The 19,557-nt window shown below is 70.9% G+C and carries 18 protein-coding genes, 3 tRNA genes, 1 other RNA gene and 1 pseudogene; 7 read left to right on the top strand and 16 right to left on the bottom strand.

The window, feature by feature from the left end:
• The first annotated feature begins 29 nt into the window (after positions 1–29).
• Positions 30–105, top strand: a tRNA-His gene (locus ABD264_RS00595).
• Between the two features lie 96 nt (positions 106–201).
• Here ABD264_RS00595 and ABD264_RS00590 read toward each other — a convergent pair.
• The 7 genes from ABD264_RS00590 to ABD264_RS00560 form a co-directional block, all read right to left on the bottom strand.
• Positions 202–1,386, bottom strand: coding sequence for a zinc-dependent alcohol dehydrogenase (locus ABD264_RS00590; protein WP_144942806.1), 1,185 nt, complete (start codon positions 1,384–1,386; stop codon positions 202–204).
• An 88-nt stretch (positions 1,387–1,474) separates the two neighbouring features.
• A complete protein-coding gene (locus tag ABD264_RS00585) occupies positions 1,475–2,383 on the bottom strand; it encodes an SDR family oxidoreductase (protein ID WP_144942805.1) in 909 nt (302 codons plus the stop codon).
• Positions 2,384–2,495: 112 nt separating this feature from the next.
• Positions 2,496–3,149, bottom strand: coding sequence for a response regulator transcription factor (locus ABD264_RS00580; RefSeq protein WP_344203520.1), 654 nt, complete (start codon positions 3,147–3,149; stop codon positions 2,496–2,498).
• Between the two features lie 21 nt (positions 3,150–3,170).
• On the bottom strand, positions 3,171–4,016 hold the full coding sequence (locus tag ABD264_RS00575; protein ID WP_344203517.1) for a glycosyltransferase family 2 protein: 846 nt from the start codon (positions 4,014–4,016) through the stop codon (positions 3,171–3,173).
• On the bottom strand, positions 4,013–5,122 hold the full coding sequence (locus tag ABD264_RS00570) for a glycosyltransferase (RefSeq protein WP_303105544.1): 1,110 nt from the start codon (positions 5,120–5,122) through the stop codon (positions 4,013–4,015). The genes ABD264_RS00575 and ABD264_RS00570 overlap by 4 nt, the downstream gene beginning before the upstream one ends.
• Positions 5,119–6,180 (bottom strand): glycosyltransferase, encoded by a 1,062-nt coding sequence (locus tag ABD264_RS00565; protein WP_290499059.1) that lies wholly within the window; start codon positions 6,178–6,180, stop codon positions 5,119–5,121. The genes ABD264_RS00570 and ABD264_RS00565 overlap by 4 nt, the downstream gene beginning before the upstream one ends.
• A complete protein-coding gene (locus ABD264_RS00560; protein ID WP_344203512.1) occupies positions 6,177–7,256 on the bottom strand; it encodes a glycosyltransferase family 1 protein in 1,080 nt (359 codons plus the stop codon). The genes ABD264_RS00565 and ABD264_RS00560 overlap by 4 nt, the downstream gene beginning before the upstream one ends.
• Positions 7,257–7,586: 330 nt before the next feature.
• Here ABD264_RS00560 and def point away from each other — a divergent pair, with 330 nt between their 5' ends.
• Positions 7,587–8,156 (top strand): peptide deformylase, encoded by a 570-nt coding sequence (def, locus tag ABD264_RS00555; RefSeq protein ID WP_144942799.1) that lies wholly within the window; start codon positions 7,587–7,589, stop codon positions 8,154–8,156.
• A 52-nt stretch (positions 8,157–8,208) separates the two neighbouring features.
• Here the strand turns inward: def and ABD264_RS00550 are convergent, their stop codons facing one another.
• The 4 genes from ABD264_RS00550 to ABD264_RS00535 all read right to left on the bottom strand — a co-directional run bounded on the left by ABD264_RS00550 (position 8,209) and on the right by ABD264_RS00535 (position 11,567).
• Entirely contained in the window at positions 8,209–8,985 is a 777-nt protein-coding gene (locus ABD264_RS00550; RefSeq protein WP_144942798.1) for a YaaA family protein, read from the bottom strand.
• 440 nt (positions 8,986–9,425) lie between these two features.
• An RNA gene (gene rnpB, locus ABD264_RS00545) (RNase P RNA component class A) lies at positions 9,426–9,802 on the bottom strand.
• 61 nt (positions 9,803–9,863) lie between these two features.
• The gene (locus ABD264_RS00540; protein ID WP_144942797.1) at positions 9,864–10,592 is read right to left on the bottom strand and encodes a zinc ribbon domain-containing protein; all 729 of its coding nucleotides are present in this window, start codon (positions 10,590–10,592) and stop codon (positions 9,864–9,866) included.
• An 81-nt stretch (positions 10,593–10,673) separates the two neighbouring features.
• The gene (locus ABD264_RS00535; protein WP_344203507.1) at positions 10,674–11,567 is read right to left on the bottom strand and encodes a Nif3-like dinuclear metal center hexameric protein; all 894 of its coding nucleotides are present in this window, start codon (positions 11,565–11,567) and stop codon (positions 10,674–10,676) included.
• A 70-nt stretch (positions 11,568–11,637) separates the two neighbouring features.
• On the opposite strand from ABD264_RS00535, the gene msrA reads away from it, so the two are divergent.
• The 3 genes from msrA to epsC all read left to right on the top strand — a co-directional run bounded on the left by msrA (position 11,638) and on the right by epsC (position 13,987).
• Positions 11,638–12,177: a peptide-methionine (S)-S-oxide reductase MsrA gene (gene msrA / locus ABD264_RS00530; RefSeq protein WP_290499068.1), complete on the top strand. Its 540-nt coding sequence runs from the start codon at positions 11,638–11,640 to the stop codon at positions 12,175–12,177.
• Positions 12,178–12,282: 105 nt separating this feature from the next.
• On the top strand, positions 12,283–13,218 hold the full coding sequence (gene cysK / locus ABD264_RS00525; protein ID WP_290499070.1) for a cysteine synthase A: 936 nt from the start codon (positions 12,283–12,285) through the stop codon (positions 13,216–13,218).
• Between the two features lie 184 nt (positions 13,219–13,402).
• Positions 13,403–13,987, top strand: a complete 585-nt coding sequence (gene epsC, locus ABD264_RS00520) for a serine O-acetyltransferase EpsC (RefSeq protein ID WP_344203504.1) — start codon at positions 13,403–13,405, stop codon at positions 13,985–13,987.
• 222 nt (positions 13,988–14,209) lie between these two features.
• Here epsC and gndA read toward each other — a convergent pair whose 3' ends face one another.
• Positions 14,210–15,667 (bottom strand): NADP-dependent phosphogluconate dehydrogenase, encoded by a 1,458-nt coding sequence (gene gndA, locus ABD264_RS00515; protein WP_344203501.1) that lies wholly within the window; start codon positions 15,665–15,667, stop codon positions 14,210–14,212.
• Between the two features lie 115 nt (positions 15,668–15,782).
• A tRNA-OTHER gene (locus tag ABD264_RS00510) sits at positions 15,783–15,880 on the bottom strand.
• Positions 15,881–16,042: 162 nt separating this feature from the next.
• Between ABD264_RS00510 and ABD264_RS00505 the strand changes: the two genes are divergently transcribed.
• Both ABD264_RS00505 and ABD264_RS00500 read left to right on the top strand, forming a co-directional pair.
• Positions 16,043–16,115 (top strand) — tRNA-Val (locus ABD264_RS00505).
• A gap of 130 nt (positions 16,116–16,245) precedes the next feature.
• The gene (locus ABD264_RS00500) at positions 16,246–16,599 is read left to right on the top strand and encodes a hypothetical protein (protein ID WP_303105556.1); all 354 of its coding nucleotides are present in this window, start codon (positions 16,246–16,248) and stop codon (positions 16,597–16,599) included.
• Between the two features lie 78 nt (positions 16,600–16,677).
• On the opposite strand, the gene ABD264_RS00495 is transcribed toward ABD264_RS00500, so the two are convergent.
• From ABD264_RS00495 to hisD, 3 genes and pseudogenes are all read right to left on the bottom strand, one after another.
• Positions 16,678–17,313, bottom strand: coding sequence for a GNAT family N-acetyltransferase (locus ABD264_RS00495; protein WP_144942792.1), 636 nt, complete (start codon positions 17,311–17,313; stop codon positions 16,678–16,680).
• A 342-nt stretch (positions 17,314–17,655) separates the two neighbouring features.
• Positions 17,656–18,114, bottom strand: a pseudogene (nrdR, locus tag ABD264_RS00490) (transcriptional regulator NrdR); the annotation flags it as partial.
• A gap of 3 nt (positions 18,115–18,117) precedes the next feature.
• On the bottom strand, positions 18,118–19,515 hold the full coding sequence (hisD, locus tag ABD264_RS00485) for a histidinol dehydrogenase (protein ID WP_144942790.1): 1,398 nt from the start codon (positions 19,513–19,515) through the stop codon (positions 18,118–18,120).
• Positions 19,516–19,557 lie beyond the last annotated feature (42 nt).

Below are 19,557 nucleotides of genomic sequence, written 5' to 3'. Positions count from 1 at the left end.
GACGGAAACGTTGCGCGGTGGCACGCATGGTGGGCGTAGCTCAGTCGGCAGAGCGCCTGGTTGTGGTCCAGGAGGTCGCGGGTTCAACCCCCGTCGCTCACCCCACGAAGAACAGAACGCGGCACCCCGTACGGGGTGCCGCGTTCTGCATGCCCGGGCCCGGGCCCGCCTCGACGGGCGCCGCGGCACAGGGTGGTGGCGCTACGGCTTGAGCACCACCTTGATGCAGCCGTCCTTCTTCTCCTGGAACATCTTGTAGGCGTCCGGCGCCTCGTCCAGGGACACATGGTGTGTGGCCAGGGACTCCAGCCCGAGGACGTCCTCGGACCGGCTCGCGATCTCCAGAAGCTCGCCCGTCCAGCGGCGCACGTGGCACTGGCCCATGCGCATAGTGATGCCCTTGTCGAACATCTCCATCATGGGCATGGGATCCGCCATGCCTCCGTACACGCCGGAAACCGACACGGTGCCCGCACGGCGCACGCTGTGGATGGCCGTGTGCAGGGCGTCCAGGCGGTCGATGCCCGCGGTCTCGATGGCCTTGCGCCCCAGGGCCTTGGGCAGTCGTGCCGCACCGGCGACGACCTTCTCGGCGATCGGGTTGCCGTGAGCCTCCATGCCCACGGCGTCGAGAACACCGTCCGGACCGCGCCCGTCGGTCATGTCCCTGAGGGTGTCCGAGACGTCGTCCACCTCGCGCAGATCCACGATCTCCGCGCCCCAGCTCTTCGCCAGAGCCAGGCGCTCGTCCACGAGGTCCACGGCGATGATGCGTTTCACGCCCTGCAGTGCGGCGGAACGCACCGCCAGCTGGCCCACGGGACCGAGGCCCAGCACCGCGAGGGTGTCCTCCTCCCCCACGTTCGCGTACTTCACGCCCTGCCACGCCGTGGGCAGGATGTCGCTGAGGTAGAGGAAGCGCTCGTCCTCGAAGTCCTGGGGCAGCTTCACAGGGCCGAAGTCCGCGTGCGGCACGCGGACCATCTCGGCCTGCCCGCCGGGCACCGAGCCGTAGAGGGAGGAGAAGCCGAACAGGGCGGCGCCGGTGCCCATCTCACGGATCTGCGTGGTCTCGCACGCTGCGAACAGCCCGCGGTCGCACATCCAGCAGTGGCCGCACGCGATCACGAACGGCACCACCACGCGGTCCCCGGGACGCAGGCTGGAGACCCCGGAACCGACCTCCTCCACGACGCCCATGAACTCGTGGCCCAGCACGTAGTCCTTCTGCAGGTACGGGGCCAGCACCCCATAGAGGTGCAGGTCCGAGCCGCAGATGGCCGTGGAGGTTACCCGCACGATCGCGTCGGTGGGGTCCTGCAGTACGGGGTCGGGAACGTTCTCAACCCGGACGTCGCCGAGTCCTTGCCATGTCAGTGCTCGCATGTGGCCAGTCAACCACCAACGCCGTGAAATGACACCACCCCTGCGGGGGCGGTTGCGGCTCCGCAGGGGTGGTACTGGTGCGCGGGTCTCAGAAAACGGGCTTACCGCCGGTCACGCCGATCACCGTGCCCGAGACGTAGGAGGCCTCCGCGGGGCTCGCGAGGAACACGAACGCCCCGGCGAGCTCGGAGGGCTGGCCCGCGCGGCCCAGCGGGGTGTCCCCGCCGAACGAGGGCATGCCCTCCCCGGCCTTGGTGGCGGGCTGCAGGGGGGTCCAGATGGGCCCGGGCGCCACCGCGTTGACGCGGATGCCCTTCTCCCCCAGCTCACTGGCCAGGTTGACCGTGAAATTGTTGATCGCGGCCTTGGTGGAGGCGTAGTCGATCAGGTTCTCGGAGGGGTCGTAGGCCTGGATGGAGCTCACGTTGATGATCGAGGAGCCCTCCTTCAGGTAGGACAGCGCCTGCTGGGAGACCCAGAACAGCGCGTAGAGGTTGGTCTTGAAGACCCGGTCCATCTCCTCCGTCTTCAGCCCCTGCAAGCCACCGTCACGCCGAGCCCACTGGAACCCGGCGTTGTTCACGAGGACGTCGAGGCCGCCCAGCTTCTCCGCCGCCTGGTCCACGACGCCGCGCGCGTGGGACTCCTCGCGCAGGTCTGCCGGGAGCAGGACGGCCTTGCGTCCGGCCTCCTCAATCCACTGCCGGGTGTCCTGTGCGTCCGACTCCTCTTCTGGGAGGTAGTTGATGGCCACGTCCGCGCCCTCGCGGGCGAACGCGATGGCCACGGCGCGGCCGATCCCGGAGTCACCGCCGGTCACGAGGGCCTTGAGACCGTCCAGTCGCCCGCGTCCCACCCAGGTCTGCTCGCCGTGGTCCGGCAGCGGGTCCATGTCCGTGGTCAGCCCCGGAGGGGTCTGCTCCTGCTCGGGGAAGCCGCCGTCCTCGCCGGCGAGCTGCTGGGCCTTCTTCTGTGCTGCGTACTCGTCTTCGCTCATGCGCCCATTGTGCCCCGGGGCGGCGAGGCTCGTCACCCACCTGCAGAGGCAGGGCGTGCGAACCCACCGTCGGCACCGCGCAGGACAGGCCACCCAGCGGGGAGGGAGTGGCTCACGCGAAGAGGATGCGCTGCTGCTGGCTCGAGGGGTCCATCCCGTGTTGCACGCCCCACAGCACGGCCTGGCTGCGGCGCTCCACGCCCATCTTGCGGTAGGCGGAGCGGATGTAGGACTTCACGGAGTTGATGCTGAGGTAGCAGTTGCGGGCGATCTCGTCATTGGTGAAGCCCTGGGTGATGAGCGCAATCACCTCGGCCTCGCGCGCTGAGAGACCGGTCCTGCGGCCGGGCCAGTCCGGCGGGGTGACGTCCTCGCGCACGGGCTCAGGCTCCACCACGCGCTCGCCCTCGTGCACGCGCACCAGGGCGTCGCCGAGGTCCTGCGCGCTGAGCTCCTTGGACAGGAACCCGTCCATGCCCATGGCCAGGGCTTCGTCCACACGCTGCGCGCTGACGTTCCAGGTGTACATGACCACCCTGCGGAAGCGGGCCTCCTCCAGCAGCCGCATCACGTCCCGTGTGCCGCGCCCGGTGGCTGCGAAGGCGTCGTAGAGCACCACGTCCACGTCCTGCTCCGGCAGCAGACCGGAGTCCAGCTCCACCACGTCGAGCCGGGGGTGGCGGCGCAGCATGTGCGCCACGCCCTCGACCACCACCGGGTAGTCGTTGATCAGGGCCAGGGAGATGTCAGGACGTTCGGAACTCACCACACGAGCATAATGGTAAGTTCACGCACTACCGCCCGAATCCCGGGCGGTCTCGCGCCAGCGTCCGCCCTCCCGCACGATGAGTCCGCGGGAGGCGAACTCCCGCAACCAGCCCTCCATGGGCTCGAAGCCCCAGGTGTCCTGGAACAGGGCCGCATTGCGGACGATGGCGGAGACGTGCTGCACGGGCGGGGACTGCGTGGGGTGGTACTGGTGGTACGCCGTGGCTCCCCCGAGCCACCACAGCGTTCCCCCGGCGGCCGCCAGCCGCTGACCGAAGTCCGTGTCCTCTCCGCCGTAGCCCACGTAACGCTCGTCGAAGCCGCCGGCGAGGTCCCACGTGCTGACCGTGCACGCCAGGGACAGGGACCACAGCATGCGGGGGTCGGCCGCCTCGAGTGCCCCGGGCTCCGGCAGCACCCGCGCCGGGTGGTCTCGGCCCAGCCGCGCCACGGCCTGCGGGGTGTGCTCGGCCTCCGACATACCCTCGGGCAGGTACTGCACGCGTCCGCTCACCACGGCCGGGGCGCCGTCCAGCTCCCGGAGGGCCCTCGTGTAGTCGCGCACGACGTGCTCGTGGGGCAGGCAGTCCACGTCGAGCAGCACCACGGTGTCCGCGCCAAGCTGCGCGGCCCGTCGCACCCCGGCGTTGCGCGCCGCGGCCAGGGGCAGCTCCGCCGCGGGGGGCAGCTCCACTAACTCGCTCGGCAGGTCCGGACGAAGGGCCAGCACCTCCCGGATCCCGGGGTCCCCCATGCTCACGACCACGTGGGCCAGGGGTGTCTCGCTCTGCGCCGCGAGCCACGCGCGCTGACGCCGCAGGTGGGTGTGCCGCCCGCTCGCTATGGTGACGAGCACTGCGCTCACCGGACACCGCCGCCCAGCAGCGCCTCCATGGCGCGGGCCGCGCGGTGCGCTCCATCACCGTGGCGCCACAGTTCCCACCGCTCGCCGCCGAGGGTGAGGGCCCGTGCGAACAGACCGGGCCACTCGTGCGCCTCGGGCCAGCGCGAAAGCCCCACGCAGATCCCGGCCCGGTCCAGCGCCGCCGCGGTGGCCTCCTGCTCGTTGTGCGGGCGCGGCTGTGCAACGACCACCGCGTGGGCCTGCGCCGCAGCGAGCTCGGCCACGGCGTTGTTCCCGCCGTGGGTCACCACCACGGTGGCCTCGTGCAGCTCTCGCCACAGGTCCGGTGAGGGTGTGTCCGGCGTGCGCACGGTCCAGCCCCACCCCGGGGTGGCGGCGCGCGCCGCGTCGATCTGCGCGTCCCCCACCTCGGTGCCACCGCGCCCCCACACGATCAGCACGCGGCGTCCGGGCGCGACGGCGCCTGGGCCGTCGTCGCCGCCTGCGGGAACGACGCCGCTCGAGCTGTTTTCCTGCAGCTCGGGGGCAACGCCAGCAGGGGCGGGGGCAGGCAGCTCGCGCGTGACCCCGGTGGGGCCGGTGTCATGCAGCGCCGGGGCAACCAGCCCGTCGAAACGGGAGATGGCCCCGGTGAAGGTGGTCTTGCGGGTCCACTCCTCGGGCCAGTAGGGCTCCGCCGTCTCGCGGGACCACGGCGCGATCAGGGCCGTGGCGGCGTCGTAGGCGGCGCGGTGCGTGCGGTCGGTGCGGTCCCCGCGCATCGCGAGGACCACCGTGGGCACACCCATGAGCCGGGCCAGCAGGGTCACTTCGGCTGAGGTGTCCGTGACCATGAGGTCCACGTCCGAGCGCAGCCGTTCGGCGATCAGGCCCAGGCGCTCGCGGTGACCGGGGTGGCCCAGCGGGGCCCAGTGCAGCACGCCGTGGGCGGTGGGGTCCACCGGGTGCTCGGTGGTGTCCTCCGGCAGCCGCACCCACTCACCCGGCCACCCCTCGGGGCGCTCGAGCGTGCTGAACCCGACGACGGGCACGGTGAGTTCGCGTGCGATCTGCGTGGCGCGGTTGCGGTGACCGAGACCGTGGTGGTGGACGTAGTAGCCGATCACGCGCCCACCAGCTCCCGGTAGAGATCGACGTACGCGTCCACCGTGACGTCCAGCGAGCAGTGCTCGAGCGCGTAGCGGCGCACCCGTGCACGGTCCATGGCCACGACCAGCGGCAGCATGGCCGCGGCCGCGGCCACGGTCTCCGCCTCGCTCGCCCCGGGCTGGGAGGTGAGGCCCCCGGGGAAGCGGACGATCTCGCTCAGCCCGCCGCGTGCCACAGCGAGCACAGGAGTGCCGCACGCCATGGCTTCGGCGGCCACGAGACCGTACGGCTCCTCCCATGCAGGGGTCACGAGGCTCGCCGCGCTGTGGCCTGCGAGATCCCGCAGCTGCCCGGTGTCCAGGTGGCCCACGTAGGTGATCCTCTCGTTGAGCAGCGGCTTGAGCCGGGTCTCGAAGTACTGCCGGTCCGCGATCGGACCGGCGATCCGCAACCGTCTCCCGGCCCGGCTGGCGATCAGCGCCGCGATGTGAGGTGCCTTCTCCGGGACGATGCGCCCGGACCACGCGAGGGTGTCCCCGCCGGGGCCGGGGCGCCACTCGTGCGGGTCCACCCCGTTGCGGATCACGCGCGCGGAGGTGATGGTGCTCCACAGCTGCGCCACGGAGTCGCTGACGGCCACGGTGTGCGCGGTAGGCGTGAGCCGCAGCGCGGGCTCCAGCCACGGCGTGGCCGGGGTGTGCAGCGTGGTCAGCAACGGCTGCTGGATGGCACCGGACATCACGATCGGCAGGAAGTGCAGCGAGTTGTTGTGCACCACGTCGATGTCCGGCCGGGACGCGAACGCCCGCATCACCTGCAGGTAGGAGAACGTCTCCCTCACCTGCGCCTCGGGCGGCATGGCGACATCGTTGCGGGCCTCGTCGCTGAGCACGAGCGGCTCCACGTCCAGCTCCTCGATCCCCAGCGAGGGGTCCGAGCCGGGCGCGGCGAAGACGACCACCTCGATCCCGCGGCGCTTCAGCCCCCGTGCCAGGTGCCACGTGAAGGACTCCAGTCCGCCCGAGAACGGCGGCGCAACGGGGAACCGGTCGTGCGCGAGCAGCGCGACCTTCATCCGGACCACCCGTCCTCGCCGGCGACCGCCACCAGCGCGCGTCGGTACACCCGCTCGTGGGCGGCGGCGGTACGACGTCGCTGCTCTGCACGCTGCTCGGCGCTCGCCTGCCACCGACCGGACCCGGGCAGACTCGCGAGCGCGGCCAGGATCTGGTCCTCCCGCGGTTCGCCGGCGTCGTCCCACTCGAACGCCAGCACCCCCGGGTGCTGGTCGTGGTAGAAGCCCACCGTGGGCGCCAGCACGCGGGTCCCGAGGTCGTGGCACAGCTCGAGCCAGCCGGAGTGCGTGCCGAAGCGGTAGGTGAGCACGGAGAGGTCGAGGCCGCGCAGGTAGTCCTCCAGCTCCGCGTCGTCGTAGATATCGTGCACGTGCACCCGCACGTTGGGGATCTCCTCCGCGCGGGACAGAAGGTCGACGACGTCGCCGTCCCAGTGGCGCGCACCGGGCGTCACCACGTCCGTGTGGGCGTCGAGCACTAGCCGGATCTCACCGCGCGCCGCCGCGGCCACGAGCAGCCGGGCGACCGGGAGCGGATTCATGTTGGGGCGCATGCTCTTCACGTGCAGCCCCACCACGGGCACGCCCCCCACCGGCGGGTGCTCGTGCCACCGCTCCAGCGGGAGCAGGTGGGGGTGCGGGATCACCTCCGCGACGCGACCCCATCGCCGCGCGATCTCCAGGGCGGCGCCGTCGGTCAGGGTGATGAGCTCGTCGGCGGCCGGGACCAGGACGTCCAGGGCCGCGTCCTGCGTGGCAGGGTCCACCTGGTGGGGGTTGCGCAGGTCGTGGACCGTGTAGACGAACGCCTTGCCGTGCTCGTGCAGGGTGTCCACGATGCGCTGCAGGTCCTCGGGGGCGACCTGGTCGAAACCGAAGTGCAGGTGGTAGAGGTCGAACTCGTCCGCGTGCTCGCGGATCCAGGCGTCGTCGAGCATCACCAGCGGCCACCACGGGGCGCCCGGAACGGGGTACGCCGGCGCGGGGTCCGGAAGCCGGTGGACGCCCGTCTCACCGGCGGGGTCGCTCAGGTGCCGGACGTACGCGTGGCCGTGGGGCAGGGACGCGATCCTCACTCGGTGGAACCTCCTGCGCTCGGGACGGACGACGGTGGACTGCAGAACACGCTGGGGTCGGGAGCGCACCCGGTGCGGACGGCGTCGCGGCGTGCGAAGGGCTCGCGGACGACGTCGTCGCCTTCCGGGGGTGCTCCTGCCCGCGGCCTCGCCGCTGGCGGGGTTGCGGACCGACGGGAGCGCACGGCCCCCGGGCTGACGATACACAACATGCTGATGGTCACGACACGATATATTGTGCTCCGGCCGCGCGGTCACCGCGCGGACCACGCACTTCATACCCCCGGGCAGGCCCCGGGGCCCCGTCCGCAAAACCCGAGGTACCCCCGCATGAGCATCCGTCCCATTGTGATCTCCGGCAATCCCGTGCTGCACCGCCCCGCCGCGCGGGTCACGGAGTTCGACGACGCCCTGCGGGATCTGATCGCGGACATGCACGAGACGATGGACGCGTCCCACGGCGTGGGGCTCGCCGCCCCGCAGATCGGAGTGTGCCTGCGGATCTTCACCTACATCTTCGAGAACGAGGACGGCGTGGCACCACGGGGCACGCTCGTGAACCCCGTGCTGACCACGGGGAAGATCAGCGAGAAAGCCCCGGACCCGGACGAGGAGGCCGAAGGCTGCCTGTCCGTGCCCAGCCAGGCGTGGCCGCTTAAGCGCGCGGACTGGATCCGGATCGCGGGCCAGGACGGCAACGGGGACCCCGTGGCGTTCGAGGCCACCGGGTGGTTCGCCCGCGTGATGCAGCACGAGTACGACCACCTGGACGGCAAGCTCTATGTGGACCGGCTCAACCCTAAGTGGTCCAGGAAGGCCCGCAAGGCGATCGCCAGGGAGAAGTGGGGCACGGACTCCTCTTGGCTACCGGGCGTGGACGAGGACCCGTTCGGCCACTGACGCGCACTGGGGCGGGCGACCGGGGCCGGGCCACGTCCGGGTCGCCCCCGGATCACTGCGGGTCCAGCACCACCGTGAGCACGCCTGCCTTGCGGGCCGTCGGTTCTGTGAGCTCCACGGTCCATTGCTCGGCGAGCGCGTCCCGCACGTCTGCCACGGTGGCCGGTTCCGTCCCCGACGCCGCCGCCTCGCACAGCTGCCGCGCGACGACGCCGCGCGTGTGCTTCGCGTGGTGGGAAACCACGGAGCGGGAGCCATCCGGCTTCAACTGCTCCACCCGCACCGTGACCGTCCGCGCTGCCGGGGGCTTCCAGGCCGCCCCGTACGCCGCTGAGCGGCAGTCCACCACCACACCGTCCGCGGCGAGCTCGTCGAGCACGGGGGTCAGCCGGGGCTTCCACCACGTGCTCAGCTTCCCGGTGGCGGGCAGCGCTGTTCCCATCGACAACCGGTAGGCGGGAATCCGGTTCGTCGGACGCACAGCTCCCCACAGCGCGGAGACCACGAGGAGCGACTCGGCAGCCACGCGCTTCGCCTCCGGGGAGAGCGAGCTCGCGTCCAGGGCGTCGTAGAGGACTCCCGTGTAGACCTCCAGGGCCGGCGCGGCCGGCGCGGTGCGCAGCCGACGGTTGCGGGCGACGTCGTCGGCCAGGGAAGGCCCGGCACCCAGCACGGCGAGCGCATCCGGCTGCTCGCTCACTGCGGCGAGCGCATCCGCCACTTCGGACCGCGCGCCGGTGAGGGCGGGCAGGTCCAGGGATGCGAGATCCAGCGGATCGCCGCTCGCGGGGGCGGTCTTCGACTCGGAGGGCGGCAGCAGAATCAGCACCCCATGAGTGTAGGCGGCGTGGCCCCACCCTTCGTGTTGCCAGGGACCGTGCGGATCGTCCCGACAGCTCCACGACGACGGCGCGCGGCAGGCTCCCGGGACAGGTCACCCACGAGTCCCTGGAGCCGACGCGCGGCCACCACCGCAGCGGTCCGCGCGACGGATCCAGGAGCCCCCCACAGCGGACGCGCACCCACCGCGTAGAGGGCCTCGGTGACCATGGCCCCGACCTTCTTGAGGGTGCCGGGTTCGCGGCCCACCAGGATCTGAAGTCCGCCCGTAGGCGCCGTCGGCGTGGTTGCTGCCGCCGCTCCACACGGTCCGCCCGGTCTCCAGCTGGGAGGCCTGGGGGTCCTGGGGGGGTGGGGGGATCCGATAAAACCATCATGACGCACACCACAGAGAAGTCCATGACAATGCACACATTTCTGTGGGTGTGGTGGACAGGTGGGCCTGTGAGCCGGGTTCTGTGCCGCGGCCGGTTGCCCGCACCGCGGTGGCGACCATCCATCTAGGCCGTGCGTTGCCGCACAGCTCGAGCAGCCTACCCGGACGCTCGGGCGAGCAGCCCTCGAACGCGCCCTGCATGGCCTTGCTCCGGACGGGGTTTACCGAGCCACACCGGTCACCCGGTGTGCTGGTGGTCTCTTACACCACCTTTTCACCCTGACCCGCACACGGCGGGCGGTCTGTTTTCTGTGGCACTGTCCTGCGGGTTTCCCCGAGTGGGTGTTACCCACCGTCCTGCCCTGTGGAGCCCGGACTTTCCTCGAGACGCGTCATGACGACGACGCCGCGCGGTCGCCCAGCCCACCTGTCCACCCCGATCCTACCGCGAGGGACACGCGGCGCAGGCACGAGCGCGGGATGGGCGGGTCTCAGAGCAGGAGCATCGCCGCGCACTCGGGGCACTGCGGGATCGCAGACTCGGGCGTCGCCTCCAGAGCGGCGGCGTCCGCTGGGCTCAGCCGGGTGCCGCACGCCCCGCACGTCCCGTCCTCATAGCGCGCAACGGCGATCCGCCCTCCCCCGCGTGCGGTGCGGTGCTCGTCGTAGCGGGCGAGCAGGCCTGCGTCCGGGAACGCGGCGGCCATGCGTGCCCGCTCCCCCGTGAGACGCTCGTGCTCCGTCTTCAGGGCGGCCAGCTCGGCATCGCGCTCGGCCACGGCCGCGCGGGCCTCCGCGTCCGCGGCCCGCAGCAGGGGCAGCTTGCGCTCACGGTCCGCCGCCACCTCCTCGGCATGGTCCATCGCCACGAGCTGCTCCTCCTCCACCACGGCGAGCTGGGCGGTGAGGGACTCGATCTGGTGCTGAATGCCCAGGAGGTCCTTGGACGTGCCACCGGCGTTGAGCCGCTTTTCGTCCCGCTCAATCCTGGACTGGACCTCCTCCACCTTCGTCTCCGCGGCGACGATGGCGGACTCGGCCTCGGCCTTCGCCGCGTCCAGATCGCGCGACGCCGCGATCGCCTGCGCCCGGCGCCGCAGCAGCGTGGCCACCGACTCGGAATTCTGCAGCTGCCGCGCCCGGTTGACGGTGGTCAGCAGTCGGGAGTCGACGCCCTGCAGCTCCAGGAGCGCGGGAAGGGAGGTTCGAGACGGTGCCATGGCGTTCTCCTCGAGGTCAGCGGTACGGCGGTGTGGGGTGGGCGGAGCTGCGGCGGTGCGGACGATGGGAGTGGTGGCAGTTCAGTCCTGGGGCTGGGGATCGGCAGAGACCCGGAAGTCCCACGGGTCGGTGCGCAACGTGCTCACGTGGGTCTCCACATGGAAACCGCGCTCGGCGAGCAGTCGCTGCAGATCCTCCGCGGCCCACGGTAGCCACAGCGCCTCGCTGCCCCAGTGGGTGGCGTCGATCAGGGCGGGCGCGCCGTGCCCACCCGGTCCCACCGCCCGCTCCCGCGCCTCGGAGGCCGGGTGGTGGCGGAGGTCCGCGGTGACGTAGACGTCCGCCCCGTGCTCCCGCACCTCGTCGAAGAGGGAATCGCCCGAGCCCCCGCACACCGCGACCGTGCTCACGCGACGTTCCGGATCCCCGGCCACGCGCAGTCCCTGCACCCCCTGGGGAATCCGCGCGGCAAGTCGCTCGGCGAGCTCGCGCAGGGTCACGGCCCGTTCGAGGGTGCCCACCCGTCCCAGCCCCACAGCCGGGTCCGTGGCGTGCGGAACCAGCGGTGCGGCGTCGTCGGGATTCACCCCGCACGCCGCGCTCAGCGCGTCCGACACCCCGCGGCGCGCGGCGTCCGCGTTGGTGTGGCAGCTCAGCAGCGAGCAGCGGTTCTCCACCAGATCGTGGACCGCGCGGCCCTTGAAGCCGTCCGCGGACACGGACGTGACCCCGCGCAGCAGCAGCGGATGGTGGGTGAGCAGCATGTCCGCGCCCGCGCCCACCGCCTCCCGGACGACGACGTCCACCGGATCCACGGCCAAGTGGATCCGTTTGACCACCGCCCCGGGGCGGCCCGTGACCAGACCGGAGGCGTCCCACGACTCCTGGAGCCGAAACGGCCACAGGGTGTCGGCCGCGCGGACCACGTCCTGGACCGTGGGGTAGGGCGTTCGGGACGGCTGATCAGTGCTCATGGGCCCATCCTATGAGCACGGCCACGCAGCGGCCCGGGAATCTTCCGGCGCCCGCCGCGTTGTACAGGGCATGACTGAATCAACACCGCAGACGTTCGTGCTGGCCGGTGGCTGCTTCTGGTGCCTCGACGCCGTCTACCGCAGGGTGCGCGGTGTGCTCGGGGTCCGCAGCGTCTACACCGGGGGCCACACCGAGCACCCGGACTACGAGTCCGTGTGCTCCGGGACCACCGGCCACGCCGAGGCCGTGGAGGTCACCTTCGACCCCTCCGTGGTCCCCGCGGACGTGATCCTGGACCTCTTCTTCACGGGCCACGACCCCACCACGCTGAACCGGCAGGGCTACGACGTGGGCACCCAGTACCGCTCCGCCATGTTCCCCGCCGATGACGAGCAGCGTCGCCTCTTCGAGGCCTCGATCGCCCGCGCGCAGGAGTTCTTCGACGACCCCGTGGTGACGGCCGTGGAACCCATGGGCCCAGTGCACGAGGCCGAGTACTTCCACCAGGACTTCTACGGCAACCAGCCCTTCAACGGCTACTGCCAGGTGATCATCAACCCCAAGCTCGCGAAAGTCCGAAAACATTACGCCGCGTGGCTCACGGACTGAACGAGGCCAACCCGCACCGATACGCTGGAGAAGATTCTGTGCAGGTCCTGGCCGCGCCCATGAGCGCGCCCGGCACTGCGTGGCAACCGAACAGGAGAGATTTCCATGGGCAAGATCTACAACGACGTCACCGAGGTGGTCGGGGGCACTCCCCTGGTGCGCCTGAACCACCTGGACGAGGGCCTGCCCGGCAACGTGGCGGTCAAGCTCGAGTTCTACAACCCCGCCAACTCTGTGAAGGACCGCATCGGCAAGGCCATCGTGGATGCTGCAGAGGCCTCCGGACAGCTCAAGCCTGGCGGCACGATCGTGGAGGGCACCTCCGGCAACACCGGGATCGCCCTGGCCATGGTGGGTGCTGCCCGCGGCTACAAGGTCATCCTGACCATGCCGGAGACCATGTCCACTGAGCGCCGAGTCATGCTGCGTGCCTACGGTGCCGAGATTGTGCTGACCCCGGGTGCGGACGGCATGCGCGGGGCGGTGGACAAGGCCCAGGAGATCGTGGACACCACCGAGAACGCGGTGCTCGCGAGCCAGTTCGCCAACCCCGCGAACCCCCAGGTGCACTACGAGACCACGGGTCCGGAGGTCTGGGAGGACACGGACGGGCAGGTGGACGTCTTTGTGGCGGGCGTCGGCACCGGTGGCACCATCTCCGGCGTCGGGAAGTACCTGCGCGAGCAGAAGCCGGACGTGCGCCTCATCGCCGTGGAGCCCTCCGACTCCCCGCTGCTCACCGAGGGCAAGGCCGGGCCCCACAAGATCCAGGGCCTCGGCGCGAACTTCGTGCCGGACGTTCTGGACCGCGAGGTCTACGACGACGTCTACGACGCCACCGTGGAGGACTCCGTGAGGGTCGCACGCGACCTCGGCACCAAGGAGGGCATCCTCGGAGGCATCTCCTCCGGCGCCATCGTGTGGGCCGCCCTGCAGGAGGCTGCGAAGGAGGAGAACCGCGACAAGCTGATCGTGGCCGTGGTCTGCGACTTCGGTGAGCGCTACATCTCCACAATCCTCTACGAGGACATCCGGGGCTGATCGCACCCACCAACGGGCATCGCGGGTGCCCGGGGCCTGCACCCTCACCGGCGCGCCCCGGGCACCCGTTCGTCACTTTCACCGCCTCCCGGCCCCGCGCCCGGCACTCGGGTGCGGCGTGCACGGCCCGCCGACCTGGGACAATAAACCGGTCTGCCGGTCCACCACCGAAGGGGAATTTCACGTGAGCTTCTGGCGCCGACTCCGCGAGGACATCGACACGGCCCGCACCCACGACCCCGCGGCGCGCTCCGCCGTGGAGATCGTGCTGAACTACTCCGGGCTGCACGCCATCTGGGCGCACCGGCTCTCCCACCAGTTGTGGCAGAAGCCCGAGCGGCGGCTGCTGGCCCGCACCGTGTCCCAGGTCGCACGCTTCGCCACTGGAGTGGAAATCCACCCGGGGGCCACGATCGGCCGTCGCTTCTTCATCGACCACGGCATGGGGGTCGTGATCGGGGAGACGGCAGAGATCGGCGAGGACGTCATGATCTACCACGGTGTCACGCTGGGCGGCCGCTCGCTGGAGCCAGTCAAGCGCCACCCCACCATCGGGGACCGGGTCACCATCGGCGCGGGGGCCAAGATCCTGGGCCCGCTCACCGTGGGCCACGATTCCTCGGTGGGCGCCAACGCCGTGGTGGTCAAGGACGTCCCCGAGGACTCCATCGTCACGGGCATCCCCGGCAAGGTCCGCCGCAGGACACCGGAGAAGCAGGAGCCGCTCGTGGACCCGGCCACCTACATCGACCCCGCCATGTGGATCTGAGAGCTCCCCTCCCGCCACGACGACGGCGCCCGCTCCCCTTGTCGGGGAACGGGCGCCTTTTCGCTGCACGGACCCCATGGGAGCATGGCGCCCCGACGAGACCCCGCGACGTCGTTCCCCGGGGCCGGGTACCCACGACGAGAACGGGCCGGTTCCTCGTCGGAGGAACCGGCCCGCTGCCAGAGCGTCAGGGCGCCGAGCTCTGGTCTCTGAACTGCACAATCAGGAGACGACCTCGGAACGGTCCCCGCTCCACAGCACGTGGAAGCTGGACTCGGGATCGTCGATGCGCTTGTAGGTGTGCGCGCCGAAGTAGTCGCGCAGACCCTGGGTCAGCGCGGCGTTCAGACGCGGGCGGCGCAGGCCGTCGTAGTACGCGAGCGCCGAGGAGAACACCGGGGCGGGGATGCCGCGCTCCACCGCGCGGGCGACCACGCGACGCCACGCCGGCAGGGCGTCCTCAATGGACTTCACGAACTCGGGCGCGAAGAGCAGGTTCAGCGGGGCCTTGTCACCCTCGTAGGCCTTCATGATCACGTTGAGCAGCTCGGCACGGATGATGCAGCCGTTGCGCCACAGGCTCGCGATCGTGGCGAGGTCCAGGGTCCAGCCGTACTCGCGTCCAGCCATGGTGAGCATGTCCAGGCCCTGGGCGTAGGCCACGAGCTTGGAGGCGTAGAGCGCCTTGCGGACGTCCTCCACGAACCCGGGGTCACGCACGACATCCTCGGTGGTCTCGCCGATGCCTGCCGGCAGCACCTCCTGGGCCTCCTTGCGCATGGCGGGCTCGGACGACGACAGCGCGCGGGCGAACACGGACTCGGCGATCGCCGTGACCGGTGAACCCAGCTCGAGCGCCTCCTGCACGGTCCAGCGGCCGGTGCCCTTCTGGCCCGCGGCATCCGCCACGATGTCGATGAACGGCTTGCTCGTCCTGGGGTCCACCTGTCGCAGCACCTGCGCGGTGATCTCGATCAGGTAGGAGGACAGATCGGTCTTGTTCCACTCGTCGAACACGTCCGCCTGCTCGGCGGGCTCCAGACCGGCCACGGAGCGCAGCAGCTCGTGCGCCTCGCCGATGACCTGCATGTCCGCGTACTCGATGCCGTTGTGCACCATCTTCACGAAGTGGCCCGCACCGTCGGTGCTGATCCACGCGCAGCACGCAGCGCCGTCCTTCGCCTTCGCGGAGATGTCCTCGAGCATCGGCCCGAGCGTCTTGTACGACTCCTCGGAACCGCCCGGCATGATGGACGGACCGTTGAGCGCGCCCTCTTCACCGCCGGAAACACCCACGCCCACGAAGTGCAGGCCCTTCTCGGCGAGCTCACGCTCGCGGCGGCGCGTGTCCTGGAAGTAGGAGTTGCCGCCGTCGATGATGATGTCGCCCTCGTCCAGCAGCGGGGTGAGCTGCTCGATCACGGCGTCCACGGGTGCGCCCGCCTTCACCATGATCATCACGCGCCGCGGCGTCGCCAGCGAGTCAACGAGCTCCTGCACGGTCTCCGTGCGGACGAAGTCCCCCTCGGAGCCGTGCTCGGCGAGCAACGCGTCCGTCTTGCCCACGGAGCGGTTGTGCAGCGCCACGGTGTAGCCGTGGTGTGCGAAGTTGCGAGCCAGGTTGGCGCCCATCACGGCCAGGCCGGTGACACCGATGTCTGCTTTCTTGTCTGCTGCCATGCGTCCTAGCCTATCCACCCTGCCGCCCCGCCAGTAGCCGGGGCGGGGTGTCGTGGGACACGGCGGGGGAAACACAAAACCCCCGGGAGCTGTGGCTCCCGGGGGTTCCGATGCGTGGTGGAGACCGACGGAATCGAACCGCCGTATCTGTCACGCCCGAAGGCGATCCAGCGCACCAGCGTCCCCTGGTGTGTTGACCTCGACAACATCTACACCCTAGCGCATCCGTCGGGTCGGGTGTCAAACCCGTTCCCCGCGGGCATGGCGGACATCACGCGGGGTGGACGACGGCGCGTTGGGCGAGTTCCCGACCGACCGGTAAGCTGTCCTCCATCGGGTGCTGGCAGCTGTTCCAGTCGTGCCCACCCGATCCTGGGGCCTTTAGCTCAGCTGGTAGAGCGCTACGCTTACACCGTAGATGTCGTCGGTTCGATCCCGGCAGGGCCCACACCTCCCCTCTTCTCCCGCGCCGTCCTCTTCCTGCGGTGCCGCCACCGGTCCAGGCGCCCTGCCCCCGCTCCGCCCGGCGCCCATGTGAACCTGCACCCACGCGCCGGGCGCCCGCTCCCGTGGTGCCCATGCACGACGAGCCGGGGGACGAGGCGATCGTCTCCCGTCACAGAGCTACGGGCGAGGGGCTCAGCCACCTGGGTGACGCGCAGTCCCGGATTCGTTGGGGAAAGCTCGCGCTCGAGGTTCTGGACCCCGACGAGTCCGTCCTCGCCGCGATTCCCTGCATCGACGCCTTCGAACCGAGCCGGGCACTCGTGGTGACGGACCGCAGAGTGATCATCCGGGGCGTCCGTGTGCTGCGGCCCCGGCACACGGTCCGCGGGATTCCGCGGCATCACGTGACCGGCGCGCGTGTGGAGGACGGGTGGCTCGCCGACGGGACCATACTGAGGACCTCCACCGAAAGGGGCCTCCTGTGAGTGTCCGCCGGAGCGCAGCCGCACAACGGGTGGTGGACGGCCTCCACAAGCTCGTGACAGGCTGAGAGCCGGTGCACCTCAGGGCACCGCCGGGCGCACCATCCCGATCGCGGGAACGGTCCCCCGGCACGGCACGGGACCGCGCGAGATGAAACCGAAGCGCGCGTAGTACGGCACGAGGTCCTGCGTAGAGGCTTCCAGGTAGGTCTCCACGTGCTCGCCGTCGATCTCCCGCAGCCGCTCGTTCAGCAGCACGGTGCCCACCCCTTCACCCCGCACCTCGGGAACTGTCCCCACGGCCTTGAGGTACCAGTGCGGCGCGTCCGGATGCGCCTCGTGAGCAAGGTGCTCACTGACCAGGGCGTCCGGGAAACGCTGACGGAAGACCGACAGGTAGGAGAGCAGCCCGGGAAGCATCTGGCGCAGGGACACCTTCTCACCGGGCCCCTCCCACAGCGCCACCCCGAGCACCTCCCGCTCACCACGGCGCCTCGCGAGGTAGGCGTGACCACCGGCCGCCAGGGTCTCGCGCAGGATGCGCTGCCACAGGCGGGTGAGCGGGCGCAGGACGTCACCGCGGGGCAGCAGCCCCACGACGTGCGGGTCCACGGAGAACGCGCGGGCCAGGACGTCGGCCGCGGTGTCGACGTCCTGGGGCGAGGCGCGGACCACGTCCACATCCCCGCCCGTGCGATCGTGTGTGTTCTGTTTCATAGACACCCTGCGAGAATAACAGCCGAGGCCCAGCGGCCAACCGGGCCGTGATGCCGTCACGGCCGCAGCAGAGAGCTGGGCGTGTCAGAGCAGTCGCGGCTGGGTCACGGTATCCGCGGGCTTCTTGGCCCGGTGACGACGCGGCGAGGCCGGCTTTTCCTCACCCGGGGCCTGCGCGGCGGAGGCCGCTGTGGTCTCGGGGGTGGACGCCTCCGTGCCCGCGGCGGCCGACGGCTTGGTACCGTCCGGAGCAGGCGCGGTGCTCGAGGTGGGCACGGCGCGGCGCGTTGAGCGGCGTCGTGCCGGAGCGTGCTGCCCGGCCGGCGGCACGAGCGTCTGCTGCCCGGCGAGCTCCGCCTGCTGGTCGCGCAGCACATCGATGGCCCGCTCGAAGTCCTCGAGGTCCTCGAACGCCTGGTAGACGGACGCGAAGCGCAGGTAGGCGACCACGTCCAGACGCCGCAGCGGCGGAAGGATGGCCAGCCCGACGTCGTGGGCCTCCACCTCAGCGCTGCCCGAGGCGCGGATCGACTCCTCGACCTCCTGGGCGAGCATCGCGAGGTCGTCCTCGCTCACCGGCCGCCCCTGGCACGCCTTGCGCACGCCGTTGACGATCTTCTGGCGGTCGAACGGCTCGGTGACCCCGGAGCGCTTGATGACCGAGATGGAGGTGGTCTCCAGGGTGGAGAAGCGGCGGCCGCACTCGGTGCAGCGGCGGCGGCGGCGGATGGAGGTGCCGTCGTCGGAGGTGCGGGAGTCCACGACCTTCGAGTCGTTGTGGCGGCAGAACGGGCAGTGCACGGCTCAGCCTCCCGAGACGGTGTCGGTGCCCGTGCCGCGGTCCTCGCCGCGCAGCGTGACCGCGCGCCCGTGGGCAGGGAGGTCCTCGCTCGCGGACAGGGCCACGATGTCCTCCTCCAGCGCGGCCAGCGCCTCGCGCGAGTACTCGATGACTTGCACCGCCTTCATGAAGGAGGCCGCCTGCAAGCCGGAGCTGAACACCGCTGTGCCGCCCGTGGGGAGCACGTGGTTGGAGCCGGCCGCGTAGTCGCCGAGCGGCACGGGGCTGTAGGGGCCCACGAAGACGGCGCCGGCGTTGCGGATCCGGGCCGCCACCCCGCTCGCGTCGCGTGTGTGGATCTCCAGGTGCTCGGCGGCGTAGGCGTCCGCCACGGCCACGGAGGCCTCGAGGTCTTCGGTGAGAACCACCCCGGACTGCGGCCCGCCCAGCGCCGTGGTGATCCGCTCCCGGTGCTTCGCCTCGGAGACCTGCACCGAGAGCTGCTCCTCCACGGCGTGCGCGAGCTCCGGGGAGTCCGTGATCAGCACGGAGCCGGCGGCCGGATCGTGCTCCGCCTGGGAGATCAGGTCCGCGGCAACGTAGCGGGGATCGGCGGAGTCATCCGCAAGGACCGCGATCTCGGTGGTCCCGGCCTCGGCGTCCACGCCCACCACGGAGCGCAGCTGCCGCTTGGCCATGGCCACGAAGATATTGCCCGGGCCGGTGACGGTGTTCACGGGCTCCAGGACGTCCTCGCCGTCCACGACGCCGTGCGCCATGGCCGCGAGCGACTGCGCACCGCCGATGGCCCAGACCTCGTCCACGCCCAGCAGGCCGGCCGCACCGAGGATGACGGGGTGCGGCAGACCGCCGAACTCCTTCTGCGGTGGGGAGCACAGCACCACGGACTCCACGCCGGCCGCCTGCGCCGGGACCACATTCATCACCACGGAGGACGGGTACACGGCCAGCCCGCCGGGGATGTAGAGCCCAGCGCGCCGCACGGGGGTCCAGCGGTGGTGCAGGGCCGCGCCGGGTGCCACCTCCACGGTCACGTCCGACGGGCGCTGTGCGGCGGCGAACGCCCGTGTGCGCTCGATCGCGGACTCCAGACCGTGCCGCACGGCAGGGTCCAGGGCGGCGACGGCGCGCTGGATCTCCTCGGGGGCAACCCGGATGCGCTCCTGGTCCACGCCGTCGAACTTCCGGGCGAGCTCGCGCAAGGCCACCGCTCCGCGCGCCTTCACATCCTCGATGATCCCCCGCACGGCGTCCTCGGCGTCCACGACCGACGACGGCGCCTGCCGAGGCACCGCGGCACGCAGCTCGCTCCAGCCCAGGTGCGTCCCCCGAAGGTCTGTGACCCGCAGGTACGAGCCGGGGGTGGTGGTGGGCGCGGGGATCAGGGGTTGCTCAGTCACGTTTTCAGTCTACAATCGCGCGTCAATCGGACGGGGCTCGAT

Source organism: Kocuria salsicia, from assembly GCF_039532055.1.
GTDB classification, from domain to species: domain Bacteria; phylum Actinomycetota; class Actinomycetes; order Actinomycetales; family Micrococcaceae; genus Kocuria; species Kocuria salsicia.
Note: the sequence above shows the minus strand (reverse complement) of the source record. Positions and strands in the feature narration are given on the sequence as shown.